Origin of the sequence: Micromonospora sp. AMSO12t (assembly GCF_008806585.1) — a bacterium.
Taxonomy (GTDB): Bacteria; Actinomycetota; Actinomycetes; order Mycobacteriales; family Micromonosporaceae; genus Micromonospora; species Micromonospora reichwaldensis.
Window position 1 is genome coordinate 1 of the sequence record NZ_WAAS01000123.1, and the last position, 18,429, is coordinate 18,429.

Consider the following 18,429-nt stretch of genomic DNA (forward strand, 5'->3'; position numbering starts at 1 on the left):
GCTGCGGGTGCTGCGCCGCGACGGCCGGCTCGCCGCCATCGGCTCCCGCTGATCCGCTCCGCCGGACGGTGACCCCGTGGCCCGGGCGCCGGTCCGTCGGCCCGGGGCCCGGTTCCGGGGCCGCGGGATCCGCCGGGAGGCGGTAGACATGGCGCATGGCGTACCCCCGACAGCCGCTCTTCGCGCCGCACGGCGCGGTGGCGACGAGCCAGCCGCTGGCCGCGGCGGCCGGCCTGGCCGTGCTGCGACGCGGCGGCAACGCCGTTGACGCGGCCCTCGCCACCGCGATCACCCTGACCGTGGTGCAGCCCCCGTCCAACGACATCGGCGGCGATCTGTTCGCGATCGTCTGGGACGGCGAGCGGCTGCACGGCCTCAACGCCTCCGGCCGGTCCCCGGCGGCCCTGACCCGCGAGCTGGTGCTCGCCGCGACCGGGGGGCGCGGCGCGGCCCCGGTCGACGCCCTGGGCGGCGCGCAGCGGGCCGGGCCGGCGATGCCCGCCCGGGGCTGGCTGCCGGTGACCGTCCCCGGCGCCCCGGCCGGCTGGCGCGACCTGCACGACCGGTTCGGCTCGCTGCCCTTCGCGGATCTCTTCGCCGACGCGATCGGCTACGCCGAGCACGGTCACCCGGTCTCCCCCGGCGTGTCGGGGATCTGGTCGCGTGCGCTCGCCGCGCCCGGCCCGACCGGCGCGGAGTTCGCCGAGTTCGACCGCGTGTTCGCGCCCGGCGGCCGGGCGCCCCGGGCCGGGGAGCGCTGGCGCAACCCGGACGCGGCGCGGACCCTGCGGCTGATCGCCGACACCGGGGCGGAGGACTTCTACCGGGGCGGGATCGCGGAGGCGCTGGCCGCGCACGCCGCCCGCACCGGCGGCCTGATCACCGGCGACGACCTGGCCCGGCACGCCTCGACGTGGGTGACTCCGGTGTCCGCCCGCTACCGGGGGCACGAGGTCTGGGAGCTGCCGCCCAACGGGCAGGGCCTGGCGGCGCTGCTGGCTCTGCACATCCTCGACGGGGCCGACCTCGCCGGGCTGTCGCTCGCCGAGCGGCTGCACCGGCAGATCGAGGCGATGAAGCTCGGCTTCGCCGACGCGCACGCCCACGTCGCCGACCCGGAGCGGGTGCCGGTGCCGACGGAGGCGCTGCTCTCGCCGGCGTACGCGGCGGCCCGCCGCGCGCTGATCAGCGAGCGGGCGGGGGAGCCGGCCGCCGGCGACCCGGAGCGCGGCGGCACGGTCTATCTCTGCACCGCCGACGCCGGCGGCATGATGGTCAGCCTGATCCAGTCGACCTACCTGGCGTTCGGCTCCCGCGTGGTGCTGCCCGGGCACGGCTTCGCCCTGCAGAACCGGGGGCTCGGGTTCCGCCTCGACCCCGCCCACCCCAACGTGGTGGGGCCGGCGAAGCGGCCCTACCACACGATCATCCCCGGCTTCCTCACCCGCGATGGGCGGCCGGTGGGCCCGTTCGGGGTGATGGGCGGGCACATGCAGCCGCAGGGGCACGTGCAGCTCGTCTCGGCGACCCTGGACGGCGGGCTCGACCCGCAGGCGGCGCTGGACGCGCCGCGCTGGTACTGGCACGCAGGCCGGTCGGTGCTGGTCGAGTCGGAGCTGGTCGCCACCGCCGAGGGGCGGGCCGCGGTCGACGAGCTGCGGGCCCGGGGGCACGAGATCGCCGTCGCGGAGGAGACGGGGGTCTTCGGGCACGGGCAGGCGATCTGGCGACTGCCGGACGGCGGCTACGTCGTCGGCTCGGAGCCCCGGGTAGGCGGGGGGATGCTCGGCTGGTGACCGGAGCCCCCGGGCGTGCCGTCGGCCCCGCTCCCGGTGCCGCGGTCCGACGTCGCGGGTCCGGGGCTCAGGCCTCCACGCGTTCGCGGAACGTGGTCCGGTAGGTGTGCGGGGTGGCGCCGACCCGGCGGGCGAAGTGGTGCCGCAGCGCCGCCGAGTCGCCGAAGCCGGCCCGGTCGGCGACGGCCTCGACGCTGAGCCCGGTCTCCTCCAGCAGCCGCCGGGCCAGCAGCACCCGCTGGTTGGTCAGCCAGTCGTGCGGCGTGGTGCCGGTCTCGGCGCGGAAACGCCGGGCGAACGTGCGCGGCGACATCTCCGCCCGCGCGGCCAGCTCGTCGACGGTGACCGGGCGGTCCAGGTGCCCCATCAGCCATTCCAGTACCGGCTCCAGCGTCGGCGCCTCAGGGGTCTCGGGGATGGGTGCCTCGATGTACTGCGCCTGTCCGCCGTCGCGGTGCGGGGGCACCACCATCCGGCGGGCCAGCCGGGTGGCCGTCGCCGAGCCGTGCTCCTGGCGGATCAGGTGCAGGCAGGCGTCGATGCCGGCGGCCGTGCCGGCGCTGGTGAGCAGCCGGCCGTCCTGCACGTAGAGCGAGTTGCAGCGGACCCTGGCGGTCGGGTGGCGGCGTTGCAGTTCGTCGACGTACCGCCAGTGGGTGGTGCACTCCCGGCCGTCGAGCAGGCCGGCCTCGCCCAGCACGAACGCGCCGGAGCAGACACTGAACACGTACGCCCCCCGGTCGGCGGCGCGGCGCAGCGCGGCGAGCACCGTGCCGGGCACGACGGTGCCGTGATGGGCCGGGACGGCGACCAGGTCGGCCTCCTCCATCGGGCCGAGGTCGGCGTGCGGGGTCAGGTGGAAGCCCGACGAGGTGCGCACCGGGGCCCCGTCGGGGCTGCACACGTGGAAGCGGTGGTCGGGGAACCCGTCGGCGGTGCGGTCGGTCCCGAAGACCTCGGCGAGGACCCCGAGCTCGAACGTGGCGACCTGGTCCAGGGCGAGGACGGCGACCGATCTGAGCATGTGACGAGGGTAACCGTGCGGTTGGCAGGAAATCGAGGGGGAGTGGCATTCCTGCCACTGTCCGGGTGGCGGTGGCCGGCGGAGACTGGTTCCAGTCCGGTGCGCACCGGCGGCGAAAACGACAGCAACCATGCGAAAGCGAGCGCCGCCATGGAGATCCTGCTCTTCCTCTTCTTCTTCGTCCTCCTGGCCCTGGCCTCGGCCGCCGGCCTCACCGCCGACAGCCGGGACTCGGCCGACTGGAAGCCGTCCGACGACGGTCGCCGCTGGCGGTCGCGTGCCTGCTGAGGTGGTTCGCGGCCTTCGTCAGGATTCATCCGTGGTGGGACCGCGCCCAGAAGGGGCGGCCCCGCCGACGGAGGCCATCCGGCGTACGGCAGGCTAGGAGCCATGGCTGACGGCTCCTGGTACGACGCCGACATCGACCACGTGATCATCTCCGAGGCGCAGATCCGCGAGAAGACCGCGGAACTCGCCAAGCAGGTGTCGGCGGACTACGCCGACGTCGATGACGGGCTCCTGCTGGTCTGCGTCCTCAAGGGCGCGGTGATGTTCATGGCCGACTTCGCCCGGGCGCTGGGCCGCAGCGGGCCGCCCGCCGAGCTGGACTTCATGGCCATCTCCTCCTACGGCCAGGGCACCACCTCCTCCGGCGTGGTCCGCATCCTCAAGGACCTCGACCGGGACATCGCCGGCCGGCACGTGGTCGTGGTCGAGGACATCGTCGACTCCGGCCTGACCCTGTCCTGGCTGCTGCGCTACCTGGAGTCCCGCTCGGCCGCGAGCGTCGAGGTGGTGGCGCTGTTCCGCAAGCCGGACGCGGTCAAGGTGCCGGTGCCGGTGAAGTACGTCGGCTTCGACATCCCGACCGAGTTCGTCGTCGGCTACGGCCTCGACTTCGGCGAGCGCTACCGCGAGCTGCCCTACGTCGGGGTGCTCAAGCCTGAGGTGTACGCCCGCACCTGAGCCCTCGCCGGCCCGGTCACATCGGCACCGGTCGAGCGGACGTTCAGCGGGCTCTCAGCGATTCGGACTACGGTAGAGGCCGGTGGCGTGGAGGCATCCTCCACGCCCGACCCCTCGAACCGCGGGACCGGGCGGACGGGAGGCCGGGCGCGGAGCTCCCGTCACGCCGGTTGGACCCGGTTCGCCCTACGCGTAATTGTTGGGCTCGCAAGCGCGCTCCACGCGCGCACGATGATCGGATCGTGCGCGATGGCGGGGTTCGCAAGCTCGCTCGGTGCGCGCACAGCTGTTCCCTTTGTGCGCGACTGCGGGGCTCGCAAGCTCACTCCTCGCGTGCACGGTGTACCGTCGAATGACCGCGGCGCGGCAGTTTCGTGCCTCGGGGTCGAGCCGGCCCGCACGGCGGCTCCGGCCGCCGCCACAGGCGGCGACACCATCAGACGGTCAGGACGTCGATCAGGAGGATGCGGGCGCCTCGGCGCTCGACAACAGCATGGAACGTACGCGTTTCTTCCGCCGACCGGTGGTCTGGATCATCCTGGTCATCCTCGGCGCCGTTGTGCTCAGTCAACTGTTCACCGCTGGTCCCAGCTACCACCGGGTGGACACTTCCATTGCGCTCGACCAGCTCAACAAGGGCGGCATCGACAAGGTCGTCTTCCAGGACAAGGAGCAGACGCTCCGGCTCGACCTGAAGGACAAGGCCAAGTTCGGTGACACCGACACCGACCGGATCGAGGCGCAGTTCCCCTACGAGGTCGGCGACGAGGTCTGGAACGAGGTCCTCGAGGCCAAGGCGAACAACCGGGTCACCGGCCCGGCCAACGTCGAGGTGTCGTCCGACAGCATCTGGGTGAGCCTGCTGGTCAACCTGCTCCCGATCGCCCTGCTGGTGCTCCTGCTGCTCTTCTTCATGTCGCAGATGCAGGGCGGCGGCTCCCGGGTGCTCAACTTCGGCAAGTCCAAGGCGAAGATGATCACCAAGGACACGCCGAAGACCACGTTCGCGGACGTGGCCGGCGCCGAGGAGGCCGTCGAGGAGCTGCACGAGATCAAGGACTTCCTGCAGAACCCGGCGAAGTACCAGGCCCTGGGCGCCAAGATCCCGAAGGGCGTCCTGCTCTTCGGCCCGCCCGGCACCGGTAAGACGCTGCTGGCCCGCGCCGTCGCCGGCGAGGCCGGGGTGCCCTTCTACTCGATCTCCGGCTCGGACTTCGTGGAGATGTTCGTCGGTGTCGGCGCCAGCCGGGTCCGCGACCTCTTCGAGCAGGCCAAGGCGAACGCCCCGGCCATCGTCTTCGTCGACGAGATCGACGCCGTCGGCCGCCACCGCGGCGCCGGCATGGGCGGCGGTCACGACGAGCGCGAGCAGACCCTCAACCAGCTGCTCGTCGAGATGGACGGCTTCGACACCAAGGGCGGGGTCATCCTGATCGCCGCCACCAACCGGCCGGACATCCTCGACCCGGCGCTGCTGCGCCCGGGCCGCTTCGACCGGCAGATCCCGGTGGACGCCCCCGACATGGAGGGCCGCAAGGCGATCCTGCGGGTGCACGCCAAGGGCAAGCCGTTCACCCCCGACGTCGACCTCGACGCGGTGGCCCGGCGTACCCCGGGCTTCAGCGGTGCCGACCTGGCCAACGTGATCAACGAGTCCGCGCTGCTCACCGCCCGCAAGGACCAGCGGGCGATCAGCAACGACTCCCTGGAGGAGTCGATCGACCGGGTGATCGCCGGTCCGCAGCGCCGCACCCGGGTGATGAGCGACCAGGAGAAGAAGATCACCGCGTACCACGAGGGTGGGCACGCGCTGGTCGCCTGGGCGCTGCCGCACGCCGCGCCGGTGCACAAGGTGACGATCCTGTCCCGCGGTCGGTCGCTGGGCCACACCCTGGTCCTGCCCACCGAGGACAAGTACACCCAGACCCGCGCCGAGATGGTCGACACCCTGGCGTACGCGCTGGGTGGCCGGGCCGCCGAGGAACTGGTCTTCCACGAGCCGACCACCGGCGCCGGCAACGACATCGAGAAGGCCACCCAGCTGGCCCGCGCGATGATCACGCAGTACGGCATGAGCTCCAAGCTCGGCGCGATCAAGTACGGCACCAGCGGCGACGAGCCGTTCCTCGGCCGCAACATGGGCCACGAGCGGGACTACTCCGACGTCGTCGCCGCCGAGATCGACGGCGAGATGCGGGCGCTGATCGAGCTGGCCCACGACGAGGCCTGGGAGATCCTGGTGGAATACCGGGACGTCCTGGACAACATCGTGCTGGAGCTGATGGAGAAGGAGACCCTCTCCACCGCCGACATGGCCCGGATCTGCGCCCGGGTGGCCAAGCGGCCGCCGATGGCGCCGTACAACGGCTTCGGCAAGCGCCAGCCCTCCACCGAGCCGCCCGTGCTCACGCCGGCGGAGAAGGACGCGCTCAAGGTGCAGGCCCAGGCCGACGGCGCCCAGGCGACGGTGGGCGGCGGCACCTCGAACAACTCCAACAACTCGGACGGTACGCACTGAGCACGGACCCGACGGCCAGTTCCCGGGAGCACCGGGGACTGGCCGTCTCCGCGACCGAGCCGGACGGCGACGACACCCTCGACTACGTCGCCGCGCGCCTGATCAGCGGCAAGCTCACCGGTCGGCCCGTCGAGGAGACCATGGACCTCGGGCGGATCGAGAAGGCGGTCCGCGAGATCCTCATCGCCGTCGGGGAGGACCCGGACCGCGACGGGCTCCAGCAGACGCCGGCCCGGGTCGCCCGGGCGTACGCCGAACTCTTCGCCGGCCTCCGGGTCGACCCGGCCCAGGTGCTCAGCACCACCTTCGAGGCCAACCACGAGGAGCTGGTGCTCGTCCGGGACATCGACGTGATGAGCCTGTGCGAGCACCATCTGCTGCCGTTCCGCGGCAGCGCCCACATCGGCTACATTCCCGGGCCGGACGGCCGCATCACCGGCCTGTCGAAGCTGGCCCGGCTGGTCGAGGTCTTCGCCCGCCGGCCGCAGGTCCAGGAGCGGCTCACCTCGCAGATCGCCGACCTGCTGATGGAGCGGCTCGCGCCGCGCGGCGTGGTGGTGGTGCTCGAATGCGAGCACATGTGCATGGCGATGCGCGGCATCCAGAAGTCGGGTGCCAAGACCATCACCTCGGCCGTACGGGGCACCCTCCAGCGCGACGCCAAGTCACGCGCCGAGGCGATGGCGCTGATCATCCCCCGCTGACCGCGACAGACCGGCCGGCCGAACCCACACCCGGGTCGGCCGGCCGCCGCGCGTCAGCCGGCCAGCATCGCGAGCAACAGGCCCGCGCTGACCAGCACCGCCGGGACCAGGCACACCAGGGCGCCGAGCCGGGCCGTGCGCTTTACCCGGCCGCCCGCCGGCGGCGGAAAGAGCCGCCCGACGCCGATCCAGCCCGCCACGAACGCCACCGCCGGCATCGGCAGCCCGCAGACCAGCGCGGCCACGCTCGCCGCCCCGGTGCCGCTCGCCACGAACAACACCAGCTGGATCGCCGGCACCAGCAGCGCCAGCGGCCCGTACACCAGCAGGTTCCGCAGGCGCGGCGGCCAGGCGGCCAGGCGGGGCAGCCCACGCGCGGCGAGCGTCGCGTCCGCGGCGTCCGCCCGGCCCCGGGCGGTGCGCAGTGCGGCCAGCACCGCCGCCGGCCCGCCCGCCATCGCCCGGGTCGCCTCGGTCAGCTCCGGCGGCGTCGGGACCAGCGAGATCGGCGGTACGCCCCGCTCGTGCAGCCGGGCCTCCTGCGACGCCAGCCGGGTGCGTACGGCGGTCAGTTCCTCGCGGGCGGCCTGCACCGACCGGGCCTGCTCGCCGGCGGCGGTGGCCGCGTCGCGGCGTACCCCGTCGAGCTGGCGGGCGGCGGCGAGGTATTCGGTCCACGCGGCCCGCACCGGGTCGACGCCCCCGACGCTCTCCGCCTGCCCGGCCGTGTCGGCGCGTTCCGGCGTCGGGTCGGCGCCGGAACGCTGCCGCCCCGGCGCGGCGTGCCCCGTCGTGGTCCGTGCCCCGCCACGGGTCATCCGGGCTCCCCCTCCTCGCCGAACGGGACCAGCACGGTGCCCTGCTCGCCGGGACCGTCCCAGAGCACCGCCCGGCCGGGGCGGGGCCGCCACTGCACCTGCCGCCCGAAGACCGACGTCAGCTGCGCACCCGGCAGGTCCACCACGGCCACGGCGGCGAGCTTGTCCACCTCGCCCTCGGGTTCGAGCAGCGCCGCGAACGACGGCACCGTTCGCCAGCGGCCCAGCAGGTGCCGGCCGGCGGGCGGGCCCTCCAGCAGCCGCGCGCGCAGCCGCTCCGGAGGCAGCTGCTCCGGGGTCGGCACGTCCAGCCCGAAGACCACCAGGTAGGCCGGCACGGCGTCGTCCACGGCGGCGAGCAGGCCGGTCAGGTCCACTATGTCCACCGGATGCCGCCCGGCCAGCTCGGTCGCCAACGCCTCGGCCACCGGCCGGCACTCCTCGTCCGGCGCGGCGAGCACGAAGCGGGCGGCCCCCGGCGCGTGGTGCACCGCCACGCTGCGCGCCGCGGTGACCAGCAGCCGGGCCGCCTCCGGCCCGGGACCGAGCACGGCCAGGTTCCGCCCCGGAGCCGGCCCGAGCGACACGGCGACGGTGCTCCGGGGCACGTCCACCGCCCGACCCAGCAGGGCGGCGGGACCGGGCGCCTGCCCAGCGAGCGCGGCCCGGTGCCGGGGATCGTTGCGCAGGAGCGGGCGGGCGTAGCCGGCGAAGACCACCGGCGGGGTGGCCCCCTCCGGGCGGGCCGACCAGAGCCGGTGCCGCAGCGCCTCCACCGTGTCGGGGTGGTCCTGCGGATCCGGGAACCGGACCATCCGCTCGTGCCCCCGGATCGCGCCCCGGGGCCCGCCGAGCCCGCCTGCGGTGTTCACCACCGCGCTGCCCACCGGCAGCCCGGCGGCAGAGTCGTTCGTCGGCTCCAGCACGGCGCCCCCACCGGGCAGCGCCACCCGCACCGGGAACTGCCCCAGCACCGAGTCCCGGTCCGTACGTGAGCCCAACCCCAGGTCGCCCTCGCCGGCCAGCACCAGGTGCACCCCGTACGCGCGCCCGGTCCGGGCCAGCGCGTCCAGCCGGGCGGTGGCGTCGGCGGCCAGCCGGTCCCGCTCGGCGAAGAGCAACGGGAGATTGTCGAGCACACACACGATCCGGGGCATGGCTTGGTGCTGCCGCAGCTCGGCGAAGCGCTGCCCGCCGGCCCGGGCACCCGCCTCCTCGCGCCGGCGTACCTCCGCCACCAGCTCGTCCAGCAGGCTCAGCACGTACTCCCGGTCGGCGGCCATCGCGGCGGCCCGCACCTGCGGGATCCACGACCGGTCCCGCTCGGTCTGGAGGAACTCCACGAAGGACTCGGCGTCGGCGAGATCCGCCAGGTAGAGAGCCAGCTCCTCGGGGCCGTACCTGGCGGTCAGGCCGAGCAGCGCGGTGGTGAGGAACGTGGAGCGACCCGTGCCCGAGCGGCCGCTGACCAGCCAGTGCGGCGTCAGCTCCGTGAAGCCGAGCGACACGGGACGGCCACCGGCGTCCCCGACGGTCGTGGTCAGCCCGCCCACCCCGCTCGCCGTCCACAGCTCCTCGTCGGCCGCCGGCAGCAGGTCGGTCAGCGCCAGCCGGGAACCCGCCTCCACCTGCGCGGCCAGCCGATGGCAGACCGCGTCGACGAGTTCGGCCGGCGGATCCGCCTCGATGAAGACCGGCGAGTTCAGCCCGCCCGGCGGCTCGGCGCCCGGGCCGGCGAACGACCCGCCCGGCGGGTCACCCAGCAGCGCGTACGCGGTCCGGACCGCCAGCGTCGTCGCGCGCGGCAGCGGCTCCCGGTCGCCTGCCGGGGGCCAGCCCGCCACCACGAGGTGCAGCCCTGCGGACCGGCCCGGCTCGGCCAGGGCCTCGATCCGGGCCAGGTCGGTGGGACCGGTCGACTCGGGCAGCGCGGCGATCACCAGCAGTAGCGTCCGGTCGTGCCGGCGTCGCCCGCTCGACCCCGGGGTCACCCACTGCTCGGCCTCGGTGAGCACGGCCCGCAGCCCGGCCACGTCCACCGCCGGGGGCGGCAGCAGGCCCGCGTCCGCGAGCGGCGCGAACGGCGCGAGGGCCGAGCCGGTCGCGTCCACCGCGCGGACCAGCAGCGCCCCGGCCGGGGTCGCCGCCAACAGCCGCAGCAGTACGCCCCGCAGCAGCCCCGCCACCCGGGGATCCCGGGCGTCCACGTCCACCGAGAGGTGACCCGTGCCGAGCAACGGCACCAGCGCGGGGAACCGGGCGTCGTCCAGCGGTGCCGCCGTACCGACCCGGACGAAGGGAGGTGGCCCCTCACCGGCCGGTGTGGTCGGTGCCACCGTCTCCAGGGGAGCGCCCGCCCAGCCGGGGGCCAGCACCGCCGCCGCGGACCGGAGGCGGTCGGCCAACTCGTACTGGCGGCGCTGGTCGGCGGGAACGGGCCGGGTGTCGTCGAGGACGCTCGCGGCGGCGGTCGCGGTGGCGGCGGCCCGCCGGTGCAGTGCGGCGGCGCGGTTGGTGCGTGCCTTCGGACCGGCCACCGCGTCCACCCCCTCCGCCCGAGGTCGACAACCCCTCCCCGCGCAGAGACCGTAACCCAGTCGGGCCGACTCGTCCGGGATGCGCGGCGGCACTGCGCCGGGGATGTCGTGGAACTCACCGATGGGGAGTGGTCCGTCACGATCCGCTGGATCTGGGGCATTGGGTCTACCGCGTCCAGCCGCTAGCCTCAGAGGGTGGAATCAGTGCAGCCCCCCGCCGGTTCCCAGGTCTCCCGCGTACCGGCGCAACGGCCCCCCTCCGACCACCTGGCGCCGCCCTCGCCGGCCCCGGTGCCGGAGCGGCCACGGCGGCGGCTGCGCACCATGGTCACCGTGGTCGCGAGCGTCGTCGTGGCACTCTGCCTCGGCGGAGTGGCCGCCGGATTCGTGCTCTACAACCGGGCCGCGGCCCCGGACCGCAGCGCGCCCGACGTGGTGGTGGACAACTACCTCCGCGCCTTCCTCGTGGACCGCAACGACACCCGCGCCAACCTCTTCACCTGCGAGGGAAGCGGCGATCGGGCTGGGGTCCTCGGACTGCGTAGCGAGATCGAGCAGCGTGAGGCCAACTTCGGCGTCGTGGTCAGAGTCAGTTGGGGGCCGCTCACCCGAACTGAGACGAGCGAGGGCGAATCAGTTGCCACAACGCTCACCATCTCCGGCTCAGCCAACGGCCAGCCCCGTAGCAGCAGGCGTGAGGACTGGGTCTTCGATGTGGTGGAAAGAGACGAAGGCTGGCGGGTCTGTAGTGGCCGTAAGGCCGACTGACCGTCACTCGATCCAGAGCAGATGCACAGGAACCTCCAGTGTGGTCGGTGGCTGGCCCCGCCAGGCCCAGCGGTACCACTCCACCTCCGGCGCAACCCGGACGCAGATGTCGCCCTCCGCGCCGGAGTAGGTCTCGGTGACGGCACGCAGGTCCCGGTGCTCGACGGACTCCACCACGTGCACCACCCGGCGGCCCGTGACGGCGTGCGACTCGAAGACCGGGGTCGGGGCGCGGTGCGGCGGGGCGTCCAGCGAGACCAGGCGGACGCCCGTCTCGCGATCCACCGACGCGTCCGGTCGCCGGGCCCCCACCGTCTCCACCCAGACCCGCTCGACCGGGACCAGCGGCGCGAAGACCTCCACCTGGTCGGACTCTGCCCGGTACCACTCGTGCTCGGGGATGACCGGCACGTAGGTCCGGCTGCCCTGCACCACCCGGTCGTCGGCGCGGAGGTCACCGCGCCAGCCGAGTCCGGGCAGGCCGACCAGCACGCGCTGCCCGCGGAGCTCGACGCGCCCGGTGGCCGGCACGATCTCGATCGGTCGGGGCGGTCGGGGCGCCCAGTCCGGATGGTCGGCGAACGGGTCGGGAAGCGGGTCGCTCATGACGGCGAGCGTCTCATTCCGCGCCCTTGAGTGGCGCGCCACGCGAGCGCATGAACGGCACCGGGTCGATGGCCCCCCGGCTGCTCCTGTCTCCGTCCTCGTGCACCTCGAAGTGGAGGTGGGGGCCGGAGGAGTTGCCGCTGCTGCCCACCTCGCCGATGACCGTGCCGGCCTCGACGAGTTGGCCGACCTTGACCCGGGGCTTGCTGACCATGTGGCAGTAGCGGGTGATGAACCCACCGGCGTGCAGGACGTCGACGAACCAGCCGCAGCCGCCCTTGTTCGGCCAGCCGTCGACGTTACAGGTGCGCCGGCCGCTCTTGTCCGGGTCGCACCGGGAGATCAGGACGCGTCCGGTGGCCGCTACCCGGATATCGGTGCCCTTCGGCGCGGCGATGTCGACCCCGTTGTGATTGGGACGGCTTGCGGTCTGGAAGCCCGAGCCGACGCCGCCGGGGATGGGAGCCGTCCAGCCCGAGGCGGCGATCTGCCCGGCGGCGGCGCGGTCGCAGGCCTTCCTACCGTCGATCAGCGCGATCCGGGCAGCTCCGCCGGCCAGCGCGTTGACGATCTGGCTGGCCACGTCCTCGTGTTTGGCGTACGCGTCCGGGAAGGCGCTGATCTGCACGGCCTGCGCGGCCCGGGTCAGCGGCATCGTCTCCCAGCCGGGCACCTTGACCAGCTTCTCGTAGAACTTCCGGGCGGCGTACTCGGGCGTCATCCGCTGCGCCACGGTGCCCCAGCTCGCCCTCTGCTGGAACAGCCCGACGGAGTCGTGATCGGCACCGACCCCCTCGTTGGGGATGTCCTCGGACTCGCCGACGGTCCGGTTCGCCAGGTTGCGCAGCCGGGACTCCTGCATGGCGGTCGCCACGGCGATCACCCATCCGCGCGGCGGCACCTTCATCTCCTGCCCGACCTTGATGATCCGAGCGGCGTTACGAAGCTGGACCTGACCGTAGCCGGACATCCGAGGGATCTTGCCGCGAACATCGACCCGGTAGTTCTCCTTGCAGTCCATGCTCACCGGGGTCATGTCCGTGGACTCGCCGCCCAGTTCCGTGAGGAAGAAGGCCCCCGCACCGCCGGTGCAGCAGAGCAGGGCGAGCGTTGCCGTCAACGCGGCGGCCAGTGCGCCGAGTCGGAGCTGTCGACCGCGCGGTCGCGTCCCGTCGCTCATTTCTGCTCCCAGTCCACGGCATCCACCAGCCATCGCCCGTCGGGCGCCACGAGTTCGAGGCGGAGCTGACCCGTGTCGAGCGGAACCAGCACCTCGACGAAGTTCTCGGCCCGGGACCGGAGAGTGACGTCGCCGTCGACCTGACCGGTCGGCACCCCGGACGGGTCGGCGCCGGCCAGCTTGTCGGTCAGCACCGGGGTGGAGAGGGGACGTAGGCCCTCCTGCCACTGCTCCGCCGTGGTGCCCGGCTTGCCGAGCCAGGCAGCGACGAAGCGTTCGGCGGTCTGCTCGGGCGTCAGTTCGCCGGGGCGGGTGACGGGGGAGGGGGGAGCGCCCGTGGAGAACGCCCCGTCGTCGCCGGCGGTCGGGTCGACCGTGGTGATCGGTTGGTTGGGGCGGTTGCTGAGCCCGGAGGTGGGGTCACCGGGCCCGGAGACCAGCCGTGCCGCTCCGATGATCCCGAACACGAGGACGGCGATGCCGATGGCGACGCCGAACCGGGACCGGAGGACCCGGGTCACCAGGAATTCGATCGCCCGCCGCACCGCGCTCACCGCGCCTCTGAGCGGATCCGGGGAGTGGGCCGGTCAGGCTCGCGGTCCGTGGACCCGGGACGGTAGATGACGAACGAGGGGTTTTCGTCCGGCACGTCCGGCTCCGTCCAGGTGGCCGGCTGCCGCCGCCGGGGTCGAGGGGCGACCGGGCGGGAGGCGTCCCTCTCCTCGGAGGGGGCTCCCTTCTCGGCGGCCGACTCGCGGCCGTCGGGCCGCTGCCGCTCCTCCCTGCCGGGTTTGGCGGCATGCCCACCGCGGGTGGCGGCGTGCGCTGGATCCTCCCGCCGGGCCTCGGGCCGGAGGGTGGGCTGCTCCGCCACGACAGCCCGACGCCGGCCCATCGCCGGCTCGGCCGTGCCGCCGGGTTCAGCGACGTCGAGCCGGGCGGCGGTGCGCATGTCCCGGAAGAATCGCCGGTGCCACGAGCCAGCCGAGCTGACCGCCTCGCTGCTGTCCTTGCCGCCCAGCTGGGTGATCCGTCGATAGGGACGCAGCAATAGCCAGCCGACCACGCCGCAGAGCCATACCAGCACCACCTGGAGCCAGCCGGGCAGGGTCGGCGTGCTCATGATGAGGTCGACCGCGAAGAGATAGATGGCGGCACCGGTGCCGAAGATGGCGATGTTGAAGACGGCGGCGACCACCGCGTTCGCCAACCGCCGCAACCCGCCGCTGGCCGGGCGCATCAGGCCCACCGTGCCCAGGATCGGCGCGGCGATCACCGCCCAGCGGAAGATCAGGAAGCCCAGCAGCACCAGCAGCGAGGCGGTCAGGTCGAACATCGCGAAGAGCACGGCGGCCAGCACCGCGATGAATCCGGAGCCAACCCGGTCCATGTCCCGGACGCCCTGGAGATACTCGTACGCCTCCGGGTCCTCGGCCTCGATCTGCTGCGCGACCCGCGCCCACTGCTGCTGCTTGGCCTTGATGGTGGCCTCTCGCGTGGCCGGATTCGACCGGAGCTTTGCCGCCTCCTCCCAGGAGAGCGACTTCGCGTCGTAGAGGGCCGGACCGTACTTCTTCGCGGTCTCGCTGTCCGCCGAGCCGAGCACACCCCGCAGCCAGTTGCGGTAGAGCATCGCCTCGGTGGCTGTGTCACTGGCCCGCACGGCGGGAGGACGGTTGTCCTTGCACGCCTCCGGATTCGGGTCGTCGCACTGACTTGGAGGAGTGTCCTTGGTGGCCGGGCCGACCGCGTCGTGGACCACGCCCAGGGTGGTGACGAGGGTGCCGTCGGCGATGTTGGCCGACTTGACCGGCCAGGCGGCCAGGGCGGTCACCGCCACCATCACCAGCAGGGCCCAGCCCGCCGTGGTCATCGCGTTGCTCATGTCGGACTGGCGGGAGCGCCAGAGCAGGTACAGGCCGACCACGCACAGCGTGACGATGCCGAAGACGCTGAACACCTTCTGGTAGACGGCCTTGGTCGCCTGGTCCACCAGCGGATCGGCCCAGCCCCACATCGAGCGCGGATCCCAGGCGCGTTCACGCAGCGCGTTCGAGGCGCCCACGATCGCCGTGGCGATCATGAACTCGCCATTGGCGACCGTGTTGGTGAACTTGTAGTCGGGGTGCAGCACCGCGGTCGCGCAGCCGCTGTCGACGTCGTACGTGGAGTAACTGTATCCGGCGTAGCCGTAGTCGCTGTAGAAGCCCTTCGGGCCCGGCTTCGTGGCCGACTCCGGGCGGGACGCGAACCAGCCGGCGAGCCCGGAGTCGGGCGCACCGGGAGTCGGGGCGTTCCGGCACTTGACCTCTGAGTCGGCGACTTCCTTCAGTTTGGCGACGCAGGCGCGGAAGTCGGCCTGCCACTCCGGCGTGGTGCAGAGCTCGGCCTTCGCCTGGGCGGTCAGCGGTGCGGGGGCGGCCGCCATGGCGCCGACGGCCGGCCAGCCGATCGTGGCCCCGGCGAGTACGCCGAGCGCGAGCAGGAACGCCGCCAACCGTGCCCGGGCCCGCGCCATGTCACGCCTCCATGTTCGGCAGGATTGCCGGCAGCACCCCGGCCGCCGTGGCGATCGCGGCGGGGGTGGTGTCGAGGTGGTCCAGCAGCCCGTCGACGTACGAGACGTCGACCCGGACCTTCTGCACCCGGCCGTCGACGTCCCGCATGACGAATTCCCGGAAGCCGAGCCGGCTCGAACTGGTGGCGTCGGCGGTGGAGAGGGAGGCCAGGGTGGCCTCGTAGCCGTCGTTGACCGGCACCCGCAGCAGGCGGAGCGCTTCGGAGGCGATCTCCGCGTCCTCGGCGATCCGGCCGACGAAGACGGTCGAGACCAGGTTCTGCACGTCGAGGCCGAGGATGTCCCGCGGGTTCTGCGAGGCGACCAGCGCGGCGAGGTTCCACTTGCGGGAGTCGCGCGCGAGCCGGACCAGGAACGACCGTCCGGAGCGCCACCCCTCCATGAAGTGCGCCTCGTCCAGGCCGACCAGCTTCCGCGACGACATCGAGCCGCCGTAGCAGCGGCGTACGGCGAGCCGGTGCGCGGTGTGCAGCATCGGCAGAGCCAGCGCCTCCTCGGCGGACCAGTACTCCCGCTCGATCTTCAGGTCGGGCAGTCGCAGCCCGGCCATGGTGATCACGGTGAGGGCGGCGTCCGCGCCGAGCAGTCCCTCCGGCGGGCGGCCGAAGAAGAGCATGGCCAGCGGCATCTCGGCGGTGTCGAGCAGCAGGTTGGCCAGTTCCTTGCCGGCGTCGTCGTCGAGCTGGCTGAGGCAGGCGACCACGTCGTCCAGGGTGGAGGTCTCCTCCGCCGGCACCTGGCGTACGGCGTGCCGGAAGAGGGTGGCGGTGGACGCCTCCCGGGCGACCTGCGGGGGCACCAGCATCATGCAGATGTCCTGCACCAGCATCCGCCGCTCGGCGCGGGCGTTGGAGACCGCGATCTCGAACTCCCGGTCGCCCGAGGCCCCGGTGCCGAACTCGCTGCGCAGCGGCGTCGGGATGAGCGAGTACGGGGCCAGGGTGCCGTGCTCGGAGCCGGTCAGGTTCAGCACCCGCGCGTACGGCCGCAGTTCCGGCATGGCGCAGAGCCGGGCGAGCGGGCCGGACGGGTCGAGCAGCGTCACCTGGACCCCGCGTCGGGCCGCGAGGTAGCCGAGTGCGCCGAGCAGGGTGGACTTGCCGCCGCCCGGTTCGGCGACGAAGACGGCGAGCCCGGAGCGTTCGCGTACTTCCATCGGGAAGTGCAGGTCGAGGAAGACCGGCCGGCGGCAGGTGCCGGCGGTGCGCCCGATGAGGTCGCCGCGCCGGTCGCCGACGGTGGAGGCGGCCTGGGGGAGCGCGGCGGCGAGCAGGTTGACCGGCATCCGCCGGACGTAGCCGGTGTTGGCGATCGGCTCGCCGGGGATGAACTCGCGGGCCAGCCAGTCCTGGTTCTTCGGGTGTTGCAGCGAGATCCGCAGCTCGCGGGAGTAGAGCTGGATCAGCCGGCGGGCCCGCTCCAGGCACTCCTCGCGGTTGCGGCCGCCGACGGCGATCCGGTGCCAGCCGTGCGCGCGGGCGGAGTCGACCGGCAGCCCGGTGGTCATCTCGTCGCCGATGACCAGGGCGCGCTTGGCCAGCCGCTCCAGCTCGGGCGGGGCGTCGATGCCGTGTTCCGCGTAGTCGAGCTGCTGGGAGCGGATCATCCGCAGCCGGTGCTCCAGGTTACGGAAGGAGTCGCCGGAGCCGAGGATGTCGACGCGGGTGGAGAGCTCCATCGGCCACGGCAGCCGCTCGTGGAAGTGCAGCCAGGGCTCGTGCCGCTCGGGGATCTCCAGGGGCTCCATCCGGCCGACCGCCAGCACGGCGACGTGCCGTTCCTCGCCGGTCATCCGGTTGACCAGCTTGACCGTCGAGCCGTACGGGGTGCGGTAGCGCTCGACCTGCTCGGTGAGGGCGAGCAGGTCGCCGCGTTCCCACTGCCCGTCGGTGAGCGGGGAGAGCTGACCGGGCGGCGCCATGCAGAGCGCCACCGAGCGGTAGAGCAGCCATTCCAGTTCCTGTGCCGTGACCCGCCGGCCGCGCATGCCGAATGCGCCCAGCACCTCGTCGAACTGCTCGACGGTGCGGCCGAGCTTGCGGCGCTCGCCCTCGGCGACGCCCCGGCCGAAGGTGCGCAGCAGCCGCTCGGTGAGCGAGTCGCCGAGGGCGCGCCGGGCGAAGGTGACGCCGAGGTAGGTCTGCCCCTCGGCGTGGTTGACCGAGAGCAGGTGCCGCTGCGCGGCCACGAGGTGGTCGCCCCAACCGGCGGTGCCGGGCACGTCGGGCAGCGGCGCGGCGGTGTGCGCGTCGATGGTGCGGGCCCACTCGTCGGCCGGGAAGGGCCGCGTGGTGCGCCGCAGGTGCAGGCGGAAGCCGGCCAGGCCGGCGTACTGCTCGGAGATCGCCGAGAGCAGCGCCTCCCGTTCGGCGTCCGGCCGGAACGCCCAGCGCACCTCGGGCAGCCAGTACCAGGCGGTGACGGTGTTGGGGGTGAAGGTCAGGTGGCCGGCGATCTCGGTGATGGCCAGCTCGACCGCCGGGTCCCGGTCCCCGAACTTGATTTTCGGCGGCTTGACCCGGGTGGGCTTGGTGGGCTTGACGGGCTGGTCGCGCCGGCCGGCGGAGCGCTGGCGCGGCGGCGCCACCTCCCGGCCGGCCCGCTCCGGCGGGCGCTCCCCGGTGCGGCGGGACGTCGGCTCGGACGCCGGGCCCGGCGCGGGCGGGTCAAGCGGTGCCGCGTGCTGGCGGGGCGCCGGGTGGGACGCCGGCGGCGCCGCCGCGACGGGCGGCAGGTCCTCCGCCTCCGCCGGTGGGCGGAGCGTGGGCAGCCGGTCCCCGGGCTGGTGCGGCACCCGGGACCTGGCCGGTCGGGCGGGCGGCTCGTATGCGTCGGCCGGGGGCTGGTCGGCGGCCGGTACCACCCCCGGAGCCGTCCGGTGGGCCGGCTGGCCGGTCCGGGGAGCCGCGTCGGCCGGGTGGCCGGTCCGGTGGG

14 protein-coding genes are annotated in these 18,429 nt (G+C 73.6%); 6 read left to right on the forward strand and 8 right to left on the reverse strand.

Annotation, left to right across the window (positions count from 1 at the left end):
- Positions 1-155: 155 nt before the first annotated feature.
- Positions 156-1,796, forward strand: a complete 1,641-nt coding sequence (locus tag F6X68_RS18635) for a gamma-glutamyltransferase family protein (protein ID WP_151455492.1) — start codon at positions 156-158, stop codon at positions 1,794-1,796.
- A 67-nt stretch (positions 1,797-1,863) separates the two neighbouring features.
- Here the strand turns inward: F6X68_RS18635 and F6X68_RS18640 are convergent, their stop codons facing one another.
- Positions 1,864-2,820 (reverse strand): GlxA family transcriptional regulator, encoded by a 957-nt coding sequence (locus tag F6X68_RS18640; RefSeq protein ID WP_132238610.1) that lies wholly within the window; start codon positions 2,818-2,820, stop codon positions 1,864-1,866.
- Between the two features lie 150 nt (positions 2,821-2,970).
- Here F6X68_RS18640 and F6X68_RS33600 point away from each other — a divergent pair, with 150 nt between their 5' ends.
- The 4 genes from F6X68_RS33600 (at position 2,971) to folE (ending at position 7,008) form a co-directional block, all read left to right on the forward strand.
- Positions 2,971-3,108, forward strand: coding sequence for a hypothetical protein (locus tag F6X68_RS33600; RefSeq protein WP_192581456.1), 138 nt, complete (start codon positions 2,971-2,973; stop codon positions 3,106-3,108).
- Between the two features lie 102 nt (positions 3,109-3,210).
- A complete protein-coding gene (gene hpt / locus F6X68_RS18645) occupies positions 3,211-3,786 on the forward strand; it encodes a hypoxanthine phosphoribosyltransferase (protein WP_151455493.1) in 576 nt (191 codons plus the stop codon).
- Positions 3,787-4,279: 493 nt separating this feature from the next.
- Positions 4,280-6,304, forward strand: coding sequence for an ATP-dependent zinc metalloprotease FtsH (gene ftsH / locus F6X68_RS18650; protein WP_132238612.1), 2,025 nt, complete (start codon positions 4,280-4,282; stop codon positions 6,302-6,304).
- Positions 6,305-6,342: 38 nt separating this feature from the next.
- Positions 6,343-7,008, forward strand: coding sequence for a GTP cyclohydrolase I FolE (folE, locus tag F6X68_RS18655; protein ID WP_121401600.1), 666 nt, complete (start codon positions 6,343-6,345; stop codon positions 7,006-7,008).
- Positions 7,009-7,061: 53 nt separating this feature from the next.
- On the opposite strand, the gene F6X68_RS18660 is transcribed toward folE, so the two are convergent.
- Positions 7,062-7,826, reverse strand: a complete 765-nt coding sequence (locus tag F6X68_RS18660) for a hypothetical protein (protein WP_225852286.1) — start codon at positions 7,824-7,826, stop codon at positions 7,062-7,064.
- Positions 7,823-10,372 (reverse strand): FtsK/SpoIIIE domain-containing protein, encoded by a 2,550-nt coding sequence (locus F6X68_RS18665; protein WP_151455494.1) that lies wholly within the window; start codon positions 10,370-10,372, stop codon positions 7,823-7,825. The genes F6X68_RS18660 and F6X68_RS18665 overlap by 4 nt, the downstream gene beginning before the upstream one ends.
- A gap of 195 nt (positions 10,373-10,567) precedes the next feature.
- On the opposite strand from F6X68_RS18665, the gene F6X68_RS18670 reads away from it, so the two are divergent.
- Positions 10,568-11,131: a hypothetical protein gene (locus tag F6X68_RS18670; RefSeq protein ID WP_151455500.1), complete on the forward strand. Its 564-nt coding sequence runs from the start codon at positions 10,568-10,570 to the stop codon at positions 11,129-11,131.
- 3 nt (positions 11,132-11,134) lie between these two features.
- On the opposite strand, the gene F6X68_RS18675 is transcribed toward F6X68_RS18670, so the two are convergent.
- The 5 genes from F6X68_RS18675 to F6X68_RS18695 all read right to left on the reverse strand — a co-directional run.
- Positions 11,135-11,737, reverse strand: coding sequence for a hypothetical protein (locus F6X68_RS18675; protein ID WP_151455495.1), 603 nt, complete (start codon positions 11,735-11,737; stop codon positions 11,135-11,137).
- A gap of 13 nt (positions 11,738-11,750) precedes the next feature.
- Positions 11,751-12,917: a M23 family metallopeptidase gene (locus tag F6X68_RS18680; RefSeq protein ID WP_151455496.1), complete on the reverse strand. Its 1,167-nt coding sequence runs from the start codon at positions 12,915-12,917 to the stop codon at positions 11,751-11,753.
- A complete protein-coding gene (locus F6X68_RS18685; protein ID WP_151455497.1) occupies positions 12,914-13,471 on the reverse strand; it encodes a hypothetical protein in 558 nt (185 codons plus the stop codon). The genes F6X68_RS18680 and F6X68_RS18685 overlap by 4 nt, the downstream gene beginning before the upstream one ends.
- Positions 13,468-15,435, reverse strand: a complete 1,968-nt coding sequence (locus F6X68_RS18690; protein ID WP_151455498.1) for an MFS transporter — start codon at positions 15,433-15,435, stop codon at positions 13,468-13,470. Before F6X68_RS18690 ends, F6X68_RS18685 begins: the two co-directional genes overlap by 4 nt.
- A 1-nt stretch (position 15,436) precedes the next feature.
- Positions 15,437-18,429 (reverse strand): ATP-binding protein (locus F6X68_RS18695; protein ID WP_225852287.1); only part of this gene is annotated, 2,993 nt, incomplete at its 5' end.